This is a genomic window from Nonomuraea sp. NPDC048881 (assembly GCF_040649795.1).
GTDB lineage: Bacteria > Actinomycetota > Actinomycetes > Streptosporangiales > Streptosporangiaceae > Nonomuraea.
The window spans coordinates 210,542-227,447 of the sequence record NZ_JBEZGC010000010.1 but is presented as its reverse complement, the minus strand read 5'-3'; the positions used below and the strand labels follow the sequence as shown (position 1 = coordinate 227,447).

Here is a 16,906-nt window from a genome sequence, read left to right as displayed (position 1 = left end):
GGCCTTGATGACAAGCCGCTTCGCCGACGGCCTCGCCGTGGGTTCCGACCTGGTGGAGGCCGCGGAGAGCGCCGTCGGTCAGGCACTGTCGAGGCTCAGCGGCCAAGCCGACCTGGTCTGCTTCTTCATCTGCGGCGAGGACCCCGAGGACGTCGCCAGAGCAGGCCAGGCCGCGATGAAGCTGGCGCCCGAGGCGCACGTGATCGGATGCAGCGCCACCGGTGTGATCGGCGACGGGCAGGGGGTCGAGCTGACGCCCGCGGTGAGCGCGTGGGCGGCCACCCTGGAGGGGGCCAGGCTCACCACGTTCGCCCTGGAGACGCTGGCGGCCGAGGACCGGTTCGTGGTCGTCGGGCTGCCCGAGCGCACAGGCGACGACCACGTGGCGATCCTGCTGGCAGACCCGTACACCTTCCCGACCGACGCGTTCGTGGAGCGTTCGGTCGACGTGCTCGGCGACCTGCCGCTGATCGGCGGCCTGGCCAACGGGCTGCAGGGCAGGGGGTCCGTACGGCTGTTCGCGGACGGCAAGATCTACACCGAGGGCGCGATCGGCGTCCTGCTCAGCGGGCCGATCAAGATCAGTACGGTGGTCAGCCAGGGCTGCCGCCCGATCGGCCCCAGCATGGTGGTCACGGCCTCGGAGGAGAACCTGCTGCTCGAACTGGCCGGTCAGCCCGCGCTGGCCCGGCTGGAGGACATCGTCAGCGAGCTGGACGAGGACGACCGCGAACTGGTCGCCGCCGGCCTGCAGATCGGCGTGGCCATGGACGAGTACGCCGAACGTCACGAACGCGGCGACTTCCTCATCCGGGGCGTCATCGGCATCGACCCCGAACGCGAGGCCGTGGCCATCGGGGACATCGTGGAGATCGGCCGTACCGTGCGCTTCCAGGTCAGGGACGCGGCCACCGCCGACGAGGACCTGTACGACCTGCTCGACGCCCACCGCGAGGAGCTCGGCAAGGTCGACGGCGCGCTGCTGTTCTCGTGCAACGGCCGGGGCTCGGCGATGTTCGGCACCGCCGACCACGACCCGGTCGCCCTGCGCGACACGCTGGGACCGATCGGCGTCGCGGGCTTCTTCGCCGCGGGCGAGGTCGGGCCGGTCGGCGGGCACAACCACGTGCACGGGCTCACGGCGTCCGTGCTGGTCTTCTCCAGCGCCGCGGAGCCGGAGCTGTCGTGATCCTGGCGATCGACGTCGGCGGCACCAAGATGGCCGCCGGCCTGGTGGCCCCTGACGGCGCCGTGATCACCTCCCGGCGCGCCGCCACCCCCCAGAACGCCGACGCCGAGACGCTCTGGCACACCCTCACCACCCTCATCGACCCCCTGTCGGCGCGCGCCGAAGGGGTCGGCGTGGGCTGCGGCGGGCCGATGACCTGGCCCGACGGCGAGGTCTCGCCGCTCAACATCCCCGGCTGGCGCGGCTTCCCGCTGCGCGCCCGGCTGGCCGGCCGGTTCCCCGGATTACCGGTACGCCTCCACAACGACGCCATCTGCCTGGCCATCGCCGAACACTGGCAGGGCGCCGGCCAGGGCAGCGCCGACATGCTGGGCATGGTGGTCTCCACCGGCGTCGGCGGCGGCCTGATCCTGGGCGGACGCCTGGTCAACGGCGGCACGGGCAACGCCGGCCACATCGGGCACGTCGTGGTCGAACCGGACGGCGGCCCCCGCTGCGGCTGCGGCGGCCACGGCTGCCTGGAAGCGATCGCCCGCGGTCCCGCCCTCACCACCTGGGCCCTCACCCAGGGCTGGACCCCCGCCGCCGTCTCCGAGCCCGTGGGGGCGTCCGACGGTGGGGAGGCGTACCTGGAGGATCGGGCGGTCACCGGGCGGGCGCTGGCGGCCGACGCGCTCGCCGGGGACCCCATGGCCGTGCTGGCGATGCGGCGGGCCGGACGGGCGCTCGGGATCGCGATCGCCTCCGCCACCCACCTGTGCGACCTGGACCTGGTCACGATCGGCGGCGGACTGTCGCAGGCCGGCGAACCGCTGTTCGGCCCCCTGGAGGAGGCGCTGCGGGACCACGCCCGCATGGGTTTCGCCCGCCGCCTCAAGGTCGTGCCCGCCGCCCTCGGACAGGAGGCCGGCCTGGTAGGCGCCGCCGCCCTCCTCCTGGCCGGCGGCGCCTACTGGACCTCCTCCCGCGACTGACCTCCGCGGGAGGGTCGCCGGGCGGGCGCGGGCCGAGGGTGCGGAGGCCGCCGCCTGCCCGGGAGGGCGGTCGTGTGCCGGGCGGAGGGCGGCAGAACCGCCGACCGCCCGGGACGTCAGCCCTGTTCGGTGTGCCAGCCAGGGCCGTCGCCGGTGCCCTCGCCGTTGCTCCCGCCGGTGCCTTCCCCGGTGCCCGTCCGGGTGCCGGAGCGGTCGGTGGGGCCGTCCGTGGGCGGCGCGGGCATCGCGGTCGGCTCGCAGGGGGCCACCGCGCCCTTGACGATCTGCAGGGAGGTGGAGACCGGAGGGGCCTCCGGCCCGCTCCTGTCGAGGGTGACCGCCAGCACGAGCGTCTGCCCGGCGGGAACCTGCCCCTTCGGGATCTTGAAGGAGATCCCGTGCCCGGTGCTGCCGATGCTCGCCTCGAACCGCCCCTCGGCGGTGCCGTGCTGCCCGCGCGGCTCCTTGCAGACCTGCCCGTACGGCAGGTAGTCCACCACCGACCTGACCCCCGCCGCGGCCAGCTCGGACGCCAGCCCGTCCGGGTCGCGGAAGGCGTTGATCTCCACCGACACCCCGCCGTCGGCCGTCCCGGTCACCGCGTACGCCGGCGCCCCGCCGAACAGGCCGGTCGCCGCCACCGTCGCGACCGCGGCGACCCCGGCCGCCGCGGCCAGCCCCACGAGCCTGCGCCGGGGCCGCCGGACGACCGGCGTGACGACCTGCCCCCCGACCTGCGCCCCGGCCTGCGCCGGCCCGGCCGCCATCTCCTGCTTGAGCGCGCCGAGCAACCGCTCCTCGAAAGTGTTCATGCCTCTCCCTCCACGTACACGGCCGACGGCGAAGCGACGTTCTCCAGGGCGCGTCTGGCCCGGTGCAGGCGGACCCGCGCGGTCACCTGCCTGATGCCGAGGGCGGCGGCCGCCTCGGAGACGGTGAGCTGGTCGATCGCCACGAGCTCCAGCACCGCGCGTTCGCCCTCCGGCAGGCCCGTCATGGCCTCCAGGGCGCCGCGCATCCCGCGCTCGGCGTCGATCCGCTCCTCCATCCGGACGAGGTCGTCGTCGTCCATCAGCCGCCGCCCCGCGATCCGGCCGGCCGCCCGCGCTTCCCGGGCGGACCTGCGGAGCTGGGCCGACACCACGTTGCGGGCCACGCCGTACAACCACGCGGTCTGGCTGCCCCGGCCCGGCACGTAGGTGTGGGCCGAGTCGAGGGCCGCCAGGAAGACGTCGGCCGTCAGGTCGGCGGCCAGGTGGGGATCGCTCACCCGCCGGACCACGAACCGCATGACGACGTCGACATGGCGGCGGTAGAAGGCCTCGAAGGCCGCCGGGTCCTCGTTGAGGCGCACTGGCCTCGCTCCCTTCGTCGTTCGCCCTTACACCTGTACTTGGACCGGGCGAAGGAAAGCGTTTCGGCGCAGGTCAGGCGAGGGTGGGGCGGCGCGGCTGGAAGAGCCACGCGTCGAAGAGCGGGTCGAGGTCCTTGCCGGACAGCCGCTCGGACAGGTCGACGAACTGCCGCGTGGTGACGTTGCCGTAGCGGTGTTCGGCGGTCCAGGTCTTGAGCAGCTTGAAGAACGTCGGGTCGCCGACCGCTTTGCGCAGGGCGTGCAGCGCCATGCCGCCGCGGGTGTAGACCGACTCGTTGAACAGGTCACCGGGCTTGGCCCGGCCCGGCGGGTAGGACCACATCGGGTCTTTGGCGCCGCGGTTGTAGAAGTCCTTGAAGATGGTGTCGGCGGTCTTCTTGCCCCGGTGCTCCGACCACAGCCACTCCGCGTACGTCGCGAAGCCCTCGTTGAGCCACAGGTCCTTCCACCGCTTGATGGTCAGGCTGTCGCCGAACCACTGGTGGGCCAGCTCGTGGGCGATGATGCCCTCGTCGGGGTCGAAGCCGCCGTAGAGGGGCTTGGTCTGGTTCTCCAGGGCGTAGCCGGCCGAGTAATCGTCGACGATGGCGCCGGTCGAGGAGAACGGGTAGGCGCCGAAGACCGTGCTCCAGTAGTCGGTGATCTCGCCCGAGACGTTGTAGACGCGGTCGAGGCCGGTCTTGAACTTCGGATCGACGGCCGCGTACGTCGGGATGCCGCCCGGCGAACGGCCCTGACGCACCTCGAACTTGCCGATCGTGGCCGTGGCGAGGTAGGTGGCCATCGGGTGCCGCTCGCTCCACCGGTAGGTGGTGCGGCCGCCCGCGGTGGACGGGGACGCGCTCTGCTCGCCGTTGGCCACGACGGTCAGGCCGGCGGGCACGGTGACCGTGAAGTCGAACGTGGCCTTGTCGGCCGGGTGGTCGTTGCTGGGGAACCAGGTCTTGGAGCCGTTGGGCTCGGAGGCCACGAACGCGCCGTCGGCGGTGGGGATGAACCCGTACGTGCCCAGGTTGGCGGTGTCCTTGGCGGGCGTGGGGCTGCCGGAGTAGGAGATCTCGGCGGTGAACGGCGAGCCGGCGTCGAGCCGCGCGGCCGGGGTCACGGTCAGCTCGCCGTCCTTGCGGGAGAAACGCGCGGGCGAGCCGTCGACGCTGACCTTGGCGACGTCGAGGCCGGTGAGGTCGAGGTTGAAGCTCGACAGGTCTTGGGTGGCCTTGGCGCGGATCTTCGTCAGGCCGGTGAGCCGCTTGGTCGCCGGGGTGTAGTCGACGGTCAGCGAGTAGTGGGCGACGTCGTAGCCGCCGTTGCCGTCCTGCGGGAAGTCGGGGTCGCCGATGCCCGGCGCGCCCGTGTGGCGGCCGGCGGCCGAGCGGGGCGGCGGCTCGTCGGTGGGCGCGCACGCGAGCACGCTGATCAGCGCCACCAGCACGGCCGCGCCGCGTCTTCTGATCCGCATAGGTGAACCAGCCCCCTTCAGCCCGTGACCTGAATCTTACGCAGGGTCACGCGCTCCCGACGACTCGTCACCGTGGAGGGGGAAGAGCCGGAGGCGCCGGCGGCTCCCCGCCGCCGGCGCCTCATCAGCCCAGAATGTGGTGGTGGTCCCATAAAATCCAGATCACCCCCACTAAGTCGGGACAAACTAAAGGTTGCCCCTGCGTTCCTGCTCGCGCTCGATCGCCTCGAACAGGGCCTTGAAGTTGCCCTTGCCGAAGCCGAGCGACCCGTGCCGCTCGATCAGCTCGAAGAAGACCGTCGGGCGGTCCTGGACCGGCTGCGTGAAGATCTGCAGCAGGTAGCCGTCCTCGTCGCGGTCGACCAGGATCTTGCGCTTCTTCAGCTCCTCGATCGGCGCCCTGACCTGCCCGATGCGCTCGCGCAGCTCAGGGTCGTCGTAGTAGGAGTCGGGCGTGTCGAGGAACTGCACGCCCGCCGCGCGCATGTGGTCGACGGTGGTGAGGATGTCGTTGGTGGCCAGGGCGATGTGCTGCACGCCGGGCCCGCCGTAGAACTCCAGGTACTCGTCGATCTGCGACTTCTTGCGGCTGATCGCCGGCTCGTTCAGCGGGAACTTGACCTTCCGGGTGCCGTCGGCCACGACCTTGGACATCAGCGCCGAGTACTCGGTCGCGATGTCGTCGCCGACGAACTCGGCCATGTTCGTGAAGCCCATCACCTTGCGGTAGAACTCCACCCACTCGTCCATCTTGCCGAGCTCGACGTTGCCGACGCAGTGGTCGACCGCCTGGAACAGGCGTCCGGTCTTCGTCGCGGGCGGCGCGACGAGCGGCTCGGCCGGCACGTAACCGGGCAGGTACGCGCCCCCGTAGTTGGACCTGTCCACGAGCGTGTGCCGGGTCTCGCCGTAGGTGGCGATGGCCGCGAGCACCACCTTGCCGTGCTCGTCCTCCAGCGTGTACGGCTCCACCAGGCCGGTGGCCCCGTGGGCGACCGCGTAGGCGTACCCGGCCTCCACGTCGGGCACCTGGATGGCCAGGTCGATCACGCCGTCACCGTGCTCGGCGACGTGCCTGGCCATGTCCGTGCCGGGCCGGATCGAGGCCCGGAACTCGAAGGTGGCGCTGCCCGAGGTCAGGACGTAGGCGACCGCGTCGCGGCTGCCGTTCTCCGGCCCGCGGTAGGCCACCAGTCGCATGCCGAAAGCGGTCGAGTAGTAGTGGGCGGCCTGCCGGGCGTTGCCCACGGCGAACACCACGGCGTCCATGCCGTTAACCGGAAAGACATCAGTCATACCCCTAACTCTCGATTTAGCTGGACGAGTTGTGCAACAGTTACTTGAACGAGTGCACAATCTGTCCACCCATCTCGGGTCAGAGTCGGAGAACTTGTACAGCATGACGATCGACGAACTGGACGCCCGGCTGATCTCGCTGCTGACCGCCGAGCCCCGGCTGGGCGTGCTGGAGTGCTCCCGCCGCCTCGGCGTCGCCCGCGGCACCGTCCAGGCCAGGCTCGACCGGCTGGTGGCCAGGGGTGTGATCACCGGGTTCGGGCCCGACGTGTCGCCCGTGGCGCTCGGCTACGACGTGACGGCGTTCGTCACCATGGAGATCAGGCAGGTCTCCGGGCACGACCCGGTCGCCCACCGGCTGGCCCACATCCCCGAGGTGCTGGAGGTGCACACCATCACCGGCGGCGCGGACCTGCTGTGCCGGGTGGTCGCGCGGACGAATGCCGATCTGCAAAGGGTCATCGACCAAATCGTGGATGTTCAGGGGGTGCTCAGGACTTCTTCGATCATCGCACTCGACACCCCGGTTCCTTACCGAGTGCTGCCTTTGGTCGCCGATGTTCCGCGCCGCGGGGGGCGCTAGACGTACCATCGCTTAGGGACGAGGCACCGTTATCGATCGTTTACCCTTGACATTCGCCCAGCTGGCGGGGGTTGGGCGAAGGTGTCTCAGAGGGGGGTCTCGGATGCGGGGCGGTGGTGGAAAAGGCATGCGGAAACGGCGCGTACTCCGAATAGTGTTGATCTCTTTCGGCGCCGGAATCGCCGTGCTTGCCGGTCTTTTCGCCATTGCGTGGGCGATGACTCCCATTCCCGACAGCACGCAGAAATCGGCCACCGCCGAAGGCTCGGTGATCTATTACCGCGACGGCAAAACGGTGCTCGCCCGGCAGGGCGTCGACCGCCGGAACGTCGAGCTGGCCAAGGTGCCCAAGCACGTGCGCGACGCGGTCATCGCCGCCGAGAACCGCTCGTTCTACAACGACGGCGGCGTCTCGCTCAAGGGCACCGCGCGGGCCGTCTGGTCCACCGTCACCGGGCAGCAGCTCCAGGGCGGCTCCACGATCACCCAGCAGCTCGTGCGCAACTACTACAGCGGCCTCAGCCAGGAGCGCTCGGTCACCCGCAAGTTCAAAGAGATCCTCATCGCGATGAAGGTCGACCAGTCCAAGTCGAAGGACTGGGTCCTGGAGCAGTACCTCAACACGATCTACTTCGGCCGCGGCGCCAACGGCGTCCAGTCGGCCGCGCGCGCCTACTTCGGCAAGGACGTCGACAAGCTCACCGTCGCCGAGGGCGCGTACCTGGCGGCGGTCATCCAGCAGCCCAGCAGGTTCGCCGACCCCGAGGGCGCCGACCTCGACGCGGCCCGCTCCCGCTGGCAGGCCGTGATCGACGCCATGGGCCAGACGGGCGCGCTGTCGCGCCAGCAGGCCGCCGCCGAGCGTTTCCCGGTGCTCAAGGCGCCCAAGAAGCCGTTCGAGCTCAAGGGCCAGGGCCAGTACATGCTCGACCAGGTCACCGCCGAGCTCAACCGGCGCGGCTACTCCGACGAGACCATCAACAGCGGCGGCCTGAAGATCGTCACGACGTTCGACAAGAAGCTCATGACGGCGGCCGAGCAGGCGGTCAAGGACGTGCTCCCGGCCTCGACGCCGAAGAAGGTGCGCACCGGGCTGGCCGCCGTCGATCCGGCCACCGGCGAGGTCGTCGCCTTCTACGGCGGCCGCCACGACCAGGTCGGCGACTACGACAACGCGTTCTCTGCCAAGCGGATGGCGGGGTCGACGTTCAAGCCGTACACGCTGGCCGCCGCGCTCGACAACGGCTTCGACCTGTCCACCAGGGTCGACGGCAACTCGCCGCTGCGCGTGGCCTCGGCCGACAAGCCCATCCCCAACGACAGCGGCCGCTCCTACGGCCAGATCAACCTGGTCAGCGCCACCCAGAACTCCGTCAACACGGCCTTCGTCGACCTCGGCCAGAAGGTCGGCCTGAACAAGGTCGCGGAGGTCGCCGAGGCCGCGGGCATCCCCAAGGAGCAGTTGCAGGGGCAGCAGGCGTACGCGACCTTCCCGCTCGGCGTGTCCTCGGTCAGCGCCGTCCAGAACGCCTCGGGCTTCTCCACCTTCGCCAACAAGGGCGTGCACATGGAGGCCCACGTGGTGAAGTCGGTCACCGACGGCAAGGGCGAGAAGAAGACGGTCAAGCCCGTCGCCACGAAGGTGGTGGGGGAGCAGGCCGCCGCCGACACCGTCTACGCGATGCAGCAGGTCGTCAAGTACGGCACCGGCACCGCCGCCCGCCTCTACGACCGTCCGGTGGCCGGCAAGACCGGCACCACCGACGACTCCAAGAACGTCTGGTTCAACGGGTTCGTCCCGCAGCTCGCCGTCGCCGTGAACATGTTCCGCAGCGACGACGAGACCGTCACCATCCCCGGCTACGGCACGCAGTTCGGCGGCCAGCTCCCGGCGCAGATCTGGCGGGCGTTCATGACCGAGGCCATGGCCGGAGAGCCCGTCGAGGAGTTCCCCGAGCCCTCCCAGTACGGCTACGAGTCCTCCTACTCGCCGCCCGACCGCGGCCGCGACGTCCGCGACCAGCAGTCGACGCCGCCCGCCGACCAGAACGAGTGGGGCAACCCCGACTCCGGCCCCACCGATCAGCAGCCGTTCGGCGACCCGGCGGTCACCGAGGCCCCCACCGACGACGGCTCCGGCGACAACGGCAGGACCGGCCGCGACCGGCAGGACGAACGCCCCCAGGACGCGCCCACGGCGCCCTCCGACCAGCCTCTGGGGCCCCCGGAGGAGAGCCGCGACACCCAGCGCGACAACCTCGGCCGGCCGTCAGGCACCGGCTAGCTCGGCCCGCAGCTCCTCCACCGTGGTGACCGGGAGCCGGCAGGCGAACCCCCTGCACACGTAGGCGGCCGGCGCGCCTCCGACGGGCCCGCGCCCCTCCAGCAGCGCGGGGAAGGGCTCGCCGCCGGCCTCGCCGTCGCCGGGCGCGACCACCAGGCCCGGCACGTCGGCCAGCAGCGCCTCCCGGTGCAGGGCGGCCGTACGCGGGTCGGCGGGGCTGCCGACGACCGCCACCTCCACGGGCCCGTCGAGCGCCGCGCGGGCCACGGCCAGCCCCCAGCCGGCGAACCTGGCGTGCCGGTCGGCCAGCACCGACACCGTGGCGAGCGCGGCCGCGGCGGCCTCCCGGTGCCGGGCCGAGCCGGTCAGCGCGCCGTAGGACAGCAGGGCCCCCGCGGCCGCGTACTGGCCGGAGGGCGTGGCGTTGTCGGTGGGGTCCTGTGGACGCTGGAACAGCCGTTCGGCGTCGTCAGCGGTGTCGTAGAAGCCGCCGGAGCCGTCGGAGAAGCGGTCGAGGACCGTGTCGAGCAGCGTCCCGGCCAGCCGGAGCCATTTCGTCGCGCCGGTCACGCCGTAGAGGGAGATCAGCCCCTCGGCCACGTTCGCGTAGTCCTCCAGGACGCCCGCGTTGGCGCCCGCGCGCCCGTCGCGGGAGGTGCGCAGCAGCCGCCCGCCGGTCGTGTGCACGTCCGCGAGCAGCTCGGCCGCCGCCGTGGCGGCCTCGACCAGGTCGGGACGCTCGAACACCACGCCGGCCTCCGCGAGCGCCGCGACGGCCAGGCCGTTCCAGGAGGCCACGACCTTGTCGTCGCGGCCCGGCCGCACCCGCAGCTCCCTGGCCGCCAGCAGCCTGCCGCGCACGCCGGCGTACCGCACCGGGTCCTCGGGGTCGCGCGGGAGCTGGAGCACCGACGTGCCGTGCTCGAACGTGCCGGTGACGTCGAACAGGCCGGTGGCCCAGCGGCCGTCGTCGTCCCCCAGGACCTCGCGCAGCTCCTCGGGCGTCCAGACGTAGAACTTGCCCTCCACGCCCTCGCTGTCGGCGTCGAGGGCCGAGGCGAGGCCGCCCTCGGGCGTGCGCAGCTCGCGCAGCATCCAGCCAGCCGTCTCCAGCGCCACCCGGTGGGCCAGGTCGCCGCCGCCCGCTTTCCACCAGTGGGTGTAGACCCGCAGCAGCAGGGCGTTGTCGTAGAGCATCTTCTCGAAGTGCGGGACCACCCACTCGGCGTCGACGCTGTACCGCGCGAAACCGCCGCCGAGCTGGTCGTAGATGCCGCCGCGGGCCATGGCTTCGAGCGTCCGGCCGCTCATCTCGCGCTCGCCGGAGCGCAGCAGGAACTCCAGGACCATCGACGGCGGGAACTTCGGCGCGCCGCCGAACCCGCCGTTGACCGGGTCGAACGACTCGCGCAGGTTGGCGACGGCCCGCTCCAGCGTCTCCGCCTCCGGAGTGGCGCCGCGCGGGAACGCGGTGTTCTGGTTGAGCGCCTCGACCACCTTGGCGCCCTGCGCCAGCACCGACTCCCGGTCGCCGGCCCACACCCGGTGGATCTCGGCCAGCAGCCGCCGGAAGTGGGGACGCGGGAAGTACGTGCCGCAGTAGAACGGATGGCCGTCGGGCGTGGCGAACACCGTCATCGGCCAGCCGCCCTGCTGGGTCATGGCCTGGGTGGCGGTCATGTAGACCGCGTCGACGTCGGGCCGCTCCTCGCGGTCGACCTTGACGTTGACGAAGTGCTCGTTCATGAGGGCGGCCGTGTCGGCGTCCTCGAAGCTCTCGTGGGCCATCACGTGGCACCAGTGGCACGCCGAGTAGCCCACGCTGATCAGCAGCGGCACGTCCCGGCGCCGGGCCTCGGCGAACGCCTCCTCGCCCCACGGGTGCCAGTCGACGGGATTGCCCGCGTGCTGCAGCAGGTATGGGCTCGTGGCGTCGTTCAACCGGTTCATCAGGACCTCCCTCGCTCACCCTAAACCGCGTCCCCGGGGACGGCCCGCCACCCCGCGGCTGACTCGGGCGGGGCGGACGGCGTAGGTTACGGGCGTGGACATCGACTACGTCTGCGCCCACGCCGGCCGCCCGCCCGCCGCCGTCACGCGCAGGGACGTCGCCCGCGCGCTGCTGGCCGTGCCCTCGGGCGTGGCGCTGGTGGCGCTGCCCGATCTGCGGCGGGCCATGGTGGCGGCGGGCAACCCGCTCTCGCAGCCGTTCTGGGACTCCGCCAAGGCCACGCTGAGCTCCATCGAGGCGGGCGTGGCCACCGTCGGCGACGTGCAGCGCTGGGTCGAGTCCACCGGCACCGAGCCGATCCTCATGACGCCCAGCTACTTCGTCTGGCCCGAGGAGGACGAGCGCGGCCCGGTCGCGGCCGAGATGTTCGGGCGCATGGTCTCCTTCCTGGAGGAGCGCGTCGCCGCCGGGGAGGTCGACCCGGACGCGCTGGCCCAGGGCGACCACGCCGCCCGCCGGGCGTACGAGGAGCTCCAGGAGCACTGGCTGGCCACGCCGCTGCCCGACGGCCGGGTGCCCGGCTTCGCGGTCAGCGACGAGCAGGACGAGGAGCTGTTCGCCGCCCTCGACGAGGAGGAGGCGTTCGCGCTGTCGGAGCTGCGCCGCATCGTCGGCGAGCTGCCCAAGGCGCCCGAGCTGCCGCTGGTCGAGCTGGAGCTGGCCGCCGCGCGCCTGCGCGTGCTGCTGGACCTGCCCGGCTACCCCGCGAACGTGCTGCGCGCCTGCGCCGGGTTCGACGACCGGCCGATGCCGGACGACGACCGGGAGTTGTGGCTGGCGGTGGCGGCGGGCGTGGCCGGGCCGATCTCCGACCTGTCGGAGGCCGACGACGTGCCGGAGGAGTTCGCCGACCTGGAGGGGGAGCTCGGCCACGAGGACACCGCCCTGGCCAACCTGTGCGCGATCCAGCACGCCGACTGGCTGGCCGCGGTGGCGGCGCTGGCCCGCATGGGGCCCGGAGTGCTGGCCTCGCCGGAACGCCTGGCCAGGCTCATCGCCGAGTCCGACGACATCGAGTCGGGCGAGCAGGACGACGACGACCTCGACGCCACCGAGGGACTGTTCGCCTCGGTGGTCAGCCTGTGGACCTACCTGGGCATCGTGGACGCCGACGAGGTGCTGACCCCGCTCGGCTGGTGGGGCCTGCCCAAGGCCCTGGAACGCGCCTGGTCACCCCGCGACTGACGGGTCGCTGTACTCCTTGAACTCGGGGTGACGCTCGATGTAGCGGGCCACGTACGGGCACAGCGGCACGATGCGCAGGCCGGTGTCGACGCTCGTGCGCAGCGCGTACTCGACGAGCCTGCTCGCCAGGCCCTGGCCCTCGTAGGCGGGCAGCACCTCGGTGTGCGTGAAGACGACTTTCGTGGGCAGCAGTCGATAGTCGGCGAACCCGGCGACCTTGCCGTCGACGAGGACCTCGAAGCGGCACTCCGTCGAGTTGTCGACTACTTCGATCGGCATCTATTCGGCTTTCTTGTCCGTGTCGCCCTCGTGCGGAACCTGGATCTTCGACATCTGCTTGTTCATCGACTTGATGAGGATGTAGAGGGCCAGCCCGATGAGGGCGACGACGGTGAAGCCGAGCAGACCCGGACTGACATCACCAGCTGCGAGAACTGTCACACCTTCAGTCTGCCACCCGTATGCCGTGGTCCGGTCAGTGGCAGGCGGGTGAGACGTCCTCGGCGTGGATGCCGGCGAACAGGTCGTCCTCGGGCAGCTCGGTGTCGACGAGCGAGCGCGCCAGGTGGTAGTCCTCGGTCGGCCAGATCTCCTGCTGCAGCTCGCGCGGGCAGACGAACCAGAAGCCGTCGGGGTCGACCTGGGTGGCGTGCGCGAGCAGCGCCTCGTCGCGGATCTGGAAGTACTCGCCGCACGGCACCCGCGTCGTCACCGGCCACTTGGCCGGCCGGTCCTCCCAGCGGGAGATCCAGTCGGAGTACGGGGAGCCGAGGCCGCGCTCGGTCATGGCCTCGTGCAGCGCCTCGAAGCGCTCCTTGGTGAAGCCCATCTGGTAGTAGAGCTTCATCGGCTGCCACGGGTCGCCGGTGCCGGGGTAGCGGTCGGGGTCGCCGGCCGCCTCGAACGCCTCGACGGAGACCTTGTTGGTCATGATGTGGTCGGGGTGCGGGTAGCCGCCGTCGTCGTCGTAGGTGATGATCACGTGCGGGCGGAACTCGCGCACGGCGGCCACCAGCGGGGCCGAGGCGTCCTCAAGCTTCTGCAGCGCGAAGCAGCCCTCGGGCAGCTCCTCCTCCTCGCTCTCCGGCAGGCCGGAGTCGACAAAGCCCATGAAACGCTGCTGGACCCCGAGGATCTCGCGGGCCCGCTCCATCTCCGCCCTGCGCACCTCGCCGATGTTGGCCACGATCTCGGGCCGGTCCATCTTCGGGTTGAGCACGGAACCCCGCTCACCGCCCGTGAGGGTACAGACCAGCACTTCCACGCCTTCGCGCACGTAACGCGCCATAGTGGCGGCGCCCTTGCTCGACTCGTCGTCGGGGTGGGCGTGGACTGCCATCAACCTCAGGGGTGCACTCACGGGCGCGTTCTCCTCACAGGGTCTCCTCGGTGGAGGACCGGTCACTCGTCCAGAGAGGTTAGTTTCTGCTGGGCGGTCGCGAGGGCACGCCCCCCGCGGGCGACAATTGTCTCGGATAACGCTCAGGGAGTGCAGGGAGATTCCGCCATGGTCACCGAAGATGTCGGGAACGGACCCGTTCTCGGCACACCCGACGACTTCCCCGACCGTCCGAAGAGAGGCGGCCGGCTGGTCGTGCATGTCGTGATCGGCGTGCTGGTGGCCATCGTCGCGGGTGGCTGGGGATGGGTGATGTGGTCGATGACGGCCGGCGGCGGCTCGGAGGCCCCGGCGCAGGTCGTCTCGTTCAGCATCGACGCGCCCGGGCGCGCGGAGATCACCTTCGAGGTGTACAAGCCCGACGATAGAGTGGCCGTCTGCCGGATCAGGGCACTGGACGTCTACCACGCGGAAGTCGGTAGCAAGGAAGTAAGAATCCCGGCTGGTGAGGGTAGTAAGCAGCTCAAGGAGAGCCTCGACACCAGTGGTCAGGCCACTTCCGTCCACATCCAGTACTGCAATCTCGTATAGTGAGACATTTGGGGAAGCGTCCGGGCGGTTGAGTTGTTAGCCTTTCGCAATTCGACCGTCCACATCCTCAAGTGATCTCAGGGCCCCCTAGGCAAGCAAGGAGAACCCGTGGCCGACTCTCGCGATGAGAACGTCACATGGCTGACGCAGGAGGCGTACGACCGCCTGAAGGCGGAGTACGAATATCTCTCTGGCCCCGGGCGCGTCGACATCGCCAAGAAGATCGAGGCCGCCCGTGAGGAGGGCGACCTGAAGGAGAACGGCGGCTACCACGCCGCCAAGGACGAGCAGGGCAAGATGGAGGCCCGGATCTTCCACCTCCGCCAGATCCTCGACAACGCCAAGGTGGGAGAGGCCCCCAAGACCGAAGGCGTGGTCGGCCCCGGCATGACCGTGACGATCCGGTTCGTCGGCGACGACGACGAGGTCACCTTCCTGCTCGCCTCCCGCGAGGAGAGCGGAGCGCCGATCGACGTCTACTCGCCCAAGTCGCCGCTCGGTTCGGCGATCAACGGCAAGAAGATCGGTGAGAAGGCGACGTACTCGATGCCCAACGGCCGCCAGAACACCGTCGAGATCCTCGAGGCTGTGCCGTACATCGGCAACTGACCCCCGCAGATCCTGACCGCCGGGCCCACGTCGGCCCGGCGGCGTTTTCGCGTTCGCCGGGAATCGCGCAGGACCTCAGCTTCCTGGTGAAGACGCGGAAACGGCGAGACTTATCCAGGCTCGTCCCCTTCATCGTGGTGATGCTGGTGGCCGTGCTCACCACCGACGTGCTGGTGCTGGTCCAGACGGGGGAGGAGCAGGCGCCGGTCGAGGTGGTGCGGGCGCGGCCGGTGCCGAAGCAGACGCTCATGGCCCAGTCCCGTGCCGACCAGCCCGTGGCTCCGCTGGGCAAACTGCGCAAGCCCAACCTCTTCGTGCTCACCCGCAAGCCGTTCACCGACGAGCTGCTGCGCAAGGTCGCAGGGCTGCGCGGCGTACGGGCCCTTGAGCTGGCCGACGCGGCCTCCATCTCGCTCGACGGCAAGCGGGTGCAGACGCTCGCGGTGAACCCGTCCACGTTCCGGGCCTACACCCCCAAGGTGACGGCGTCGTCGGACGCCCTGTGGCAGAACGTGGCCTCCGGCGACGTGGCGGTCTCGTTCGTGCTGGGCAACGACGGCGGCCTGGCGCTGCACAGCCGCGTGAGCGGGCCGGCCGGGCCGCTGCGCATCGGCGCGTACGCCACCACCGGGTTCGGCGCGGTCGACGCGGTCGTGTCCAAGGAGACCGGGCGCAGGCTGCGCCTCCCGCGCGACAACGCGCTCATCGTCAGCGCCCCGGGCGCGAACTCCGACGCGCTGCGCCGGGCCATCCTGGCCGCGATGCCCAAGGGCACGCAGGTGGCCACCGTCAACCCCGTCCAGCCGCGGCCCAGGGCCGACACCCCGAAGAACTGGCCGTCCGGGTCGTTCATGACCGTGGAACAGCTCACGGCGGCGCTGAAGGCCGCGGTGTCCAAGCTGGGCCGGCCGTACGTGTGGGGGGCCGAGGGGCCCGACACGTTCGACTGCTCGGGGCTGGTGCAGTGGGCGTACGGGCAGGCGGGCGTGCGGATGCCGCGGGTGACCCACCAGCAGTGGGTGGCGGGGCCGCAGGTGCCGCTGGCGCAGGCGCAACCGGGCGACCTGATCTTCTGGCGCAACGACCCGACGAATCCGGGTTACATCTCGCACGTGGCGATCTACTGGGGCAACGGGAAGGTGCTGCAGGCGCCGCGCACCGGTGACGTCGTCAAGATCTCCCCGTTGAGCACGCGGAACCTGGCCGGCGTCGTCCGGGTCAGCCCCGTCGCGGCCGCCCGCGTCCGCTGAACGAACCTTCGCACGATCCGCGGTTCGGCTCGTGCATTTCGCGCGCAACTGTGTAATCGTGATTACATGTCAGCAGACGATATGAGCGCGCAGGTCCGCGGCTGGTTCACCGGCCGGCTCCCCGAGGGGTGGTTCACCGGGGCCCCCGAGATCGTCCGTGACCGCGAGGAGATCGCGGTGCTCGGCACGCTGCCCGACCCGCCCGCCGACACGCCCGAGGCCGAGCGGCTCGCCCTCATCGAGGGGCTGGCCCGCCGGTTCCGTGAGGAGACCCGCGAGCGGCGGATCGAGATCGCACGCGAGGCGGAACGCCGGTTCCGCCAGAAGGTCTCCTGGGGCGTGCGGTGCGGGGGCGAGACTGTGATGTTCACCACACTCTCCGTGCCCGTGATGACGCGTCTGCGTCAGTCGGAGCGTCAGGTGCTCGACACGCTGGTCGCCGCCGGGGTGGCCAGGAGCCGCAGCGACGCGCTCGCCTGGTGCGTGCGCCTGGTCGGCAAGAACACCGACACCTGGCTGGCCGAGCTGCGCGACGCCCTCCAGCACGTCGACAGAGTGCGCAACGCGGGCCCCGACGTCAATTCCTGAGAACACCGGCGGAAACGGCTCGAGAAATTGGACTAAACCACTGCGGTAATTGGTTTAGACCACGTGAATTGACCTGGACCGGCCCCGCGAAATCCCTCTTTTAAAACTCCGAGTCCTGGGTAGGCTCCCCGGATCGTCAGGGCCGCTGCCTGCGGCGACGGTCGCGCCAACAG

The 16,906-nt window shown here is 70.9% G+C and carries 17 protein-coding genes; 9 read left to right on the top strand and 8 right to left on the bottom strand.

Going from position 1 to position 16,906, the window contains the following annotated elements; genetic code table 11:
• The first annotated feature begins 7 nt into the window (after nucleotides 1-7).
• Both AB0C33_RS32980 and AB0C33_RS32975 read left to right on the top strand, forming a co-directional pair.
• On the top strand, nucleotides 8-1,189 hold the full coding sequence (locus AB0C33_RS32980) for an FIST N-terminal domain-containing protein (protein ID WP_352353142.1): 1,182 nt from the start codon (nucleotides 8-10) through the stop codon (nucleotides 1,187-1,189).
• Nucleotides 1,186-2,163, top strand: coding sequence for an ROK family protein (locus AB0C33_RS32975; protein ID WP_358294489.1), 978 nt, complete (start codon nucleotides 1,186-1,188; stop codon nucleotides 2,161-2,163). The genes AB0C33_RS32980 and AB0C33_RS32975 overlap by 4 nt, the downstream gene beginning before the upstream one ends.
• Nucleotides 2,164-2,279: 116 nt before the next feature.
• Here the strand turns inward: AB0C33_RS32975 and AB0C33_RS32970 are convergent, their stop codons facing one another.
• From AB0C33_RS32970 to hppD, 4 genes are all read right to left on the bottom strand, one after another.
• Complete coding sequence (locus AB0C33_RS32970; RefSeq protein WP_358294488.1) at nucleotides 2,280-2,975, bottom strand: hypothetical protein; 696 nt, start codon at nucleotides 2,973-2,975, stop codon at nucleotides 2,280-2,282.
• Nucleotides 2,972-3,517, bottom strand: coding sequence for an RNA polymerase sigma factor (locus AB0C33_RS32965; protein ID WP_358294487.1), 546 nt, complete (start codon nucleotides 3,515-3,517; stop codon nucleotides 2,972-2,974). The genes AB0C33_RS32970 and AB0C33_RS32965 overlap by 4 nt, the downstream gene beginning before the upstream one ends.
• A gap of 73 nt (nucleotides 3,518-3,590) precedes the next feature.
• Nucleotides 3,591-4,997, bottom strand: a complete 1,407-nt coding sequence (locus AB0C33_RS32960) for a M1 family metallopeptidase (RefSeq protein ID WP_358294486.1) — start codon at nucleotides 4,995-4,997, stop codon at nucleotides 3,591-3,593.
• Between the two features lie 186 nt (nucleotides 4,998-5,183).
• Entirely contained in the window at nucleotides 5,184-6,293 is a 1,110-nt protein-coding gene (gene hppD / locus AB0C33_RS32955) for a 4-hydroxyphenylpyruvate dioxygenase (RefSeq protein ID WP_358294485.1), read from the bottom strand.
• Between the two features lie 103 nt (nucleotides 6,294-6,396).
• On the opposite strand from hppD, the gene AB0C33_RS32950 reads away from it, so the two are divergent.
• Entirely contained in the window at nucleotides 6,397-6,876 is a 480-nt protein-coding gene (locus AB0C33_RS32950) for an Lrp/AsnC family transcriptional regulator (protein WP_352323250.1), read from the top strand.
• A 217-nt stretch (nucleotides 6,877-7,093) separates the two neighbouring features.
• On the top strand, nucleotides 7,094-9,160 hold the full coding sequence (locus tag AB0C33_RS32945) for a transglycosylase domain-containing protein (protein WP_358294484.1): 2,067 nt from the start codon (nucleotides 7,094-7,096) through the stop codon (nucleotides 9,158-9,160).
• Here AB0C33_RS32945 and AB0C33_RS32940 read toward each other — a convergent pair.
• On the bottom strand, nucleotides 9,146-11,110 hold the full coding sequence (locus AB0C33_RS32940; protein WP_358294483.1) for a thioredoxin domain-containing protein: 1,965 nt from the start codon (nucleotides 11,108-11,110) through the stop codon (nucleotides 9,146-9,148). The two genes, AB0C33_RS32945 and AB0C33_RS32940, sit on opposite strands and share 15 nt — an antisense overlap.
• Before the next feature lie 94 nt (nucleotides 11,111-11,204).
• Between AB0C33_RS32940 and AB0C33_RS32935 the strand changes: the two genes are divergently transcribed.
• Nucleotides 11,205-12,356, top strand: a complete 1,152-nt coding sequence (locus AB0C33_RS32935; protein WP_358294482.1) for a hypothetical protein — start codon at nucleotides 11,205-11,207, stop codon at nucleotides 12,354-12,356.
• On the opposite strand, the gene AB0C33_RS32930 is transcribed toward AB0C33_RS32935, so the two are convergent.
• Genes AB0C33_RS32930 through mca form a run of 3 tightly spaced genes read right to left on the bottom strand, consistent with a single transcriptional unit; the run spans nucleotide 12,342 to nucleotide 13,716 of the window.
• A complete protein-coding gene (locus tag AB0C33_RS32930; protein ID WP_352323254.1) occupies nucleotides 12,342-12,635 on the bottom strand; it encodes a GNAT family N-acetyltransferase in 294 nt (97 codons plus the stop codon). The genes AB0C33_RS32935 and AB0C33_RS32930 overlap by 15 nt on opposite strands.
• The gene (locus tag AB0C33_RS32925) at nucleotides 12,636-12,797 is read right to left on the bottom strand and encodes a hypothetical protein (RefSeq protein ID WP_352323255.1); all 162 of its coding nucleotides are present in this window, start codon (nucleotides 12,795-12,797) and stop codon (nucleotides 12,636-12,638) included.
• Between the two features lie 34 nt (nucleotides 12,798-12,831).
• Nucleotides 12,832-13,716 carry a mycothiol conjugate amidase Mca gene (mca, locus tag AB0C33_RS32920; RefSeq protein ID WP_352323256.1) on the bottom strand — a complete coding sequence of 295 codons (885 nt, stop codon included), beginning with the start codon at nucleotides 13,714-13,716 and terminating at the stop codon, nucleotides 12,832-12,834.
• A gap of 147 nt (nucleotides 13,717-13,863) precedes the next feature.
• On the opposite strand from mca, the gene AB0C33_RS32915 reads away from it, so the two are divergent.
• The 4 genes from AB0C33_RS32915 (at nucleotide 13,864) to AB0C33_RS32900 (ending at nucleotide 16,733) form a co-directional block, all read left to right on the top strand.
• The gene (locus AB0C33_RS32915; RefSeq protein ID WP_357974645.1) at nucleotides 13,864-14,286 is read left to right on the top strand and encodes a DUF4307 domain-containing protein; all 423 of its coding nucleotides are present in this window, start codon (nucleotides 13,864-13,866) and stop codon (nucleotides 14,284-14,286) included.
• 108 nt (nucleotides 14,287-14,394) lie between these two features.
• Nucleotides 14,395-14,895 (top strand): transcription elongation factor GreA, encoded by a 501-nt coding sequence (gene greA, locus AB0C33_RS32910; RefSeq protein ID WP_352323258.1) that lies wholly within the window; start codon nucleotides 14,395-14,397, stop codon nucleotides 14,893-14,895.
• Nucleotides 14,896-14,981: 86 nt separating this feature from the next.
• Entirely contained in the window at nucleotides 14,982-16,145 is a 1,164-nt protein-coding gene (locus AB0C33_RS32905; RefSeq protein WP_358294481.1) for a C40 family peptidase, read from the top strand.
• A 66-nt stretch (nucleotides 16,146-16,211) separates the two neighbouring features.
• Nucleotides 16,212-16,733: a hypothetical protein gene (locus AB0C33_RS32900; protein ID WP_358294480.1), complete on the top strand. Its 522-nt coding sequence runs from the start codon at nucleotides 16,212-16,214 to the stop codon at nucleotides 16,731-16,733.
• Nucleotides 16,734-16,906: the final 173 nt, after the last annotated feature.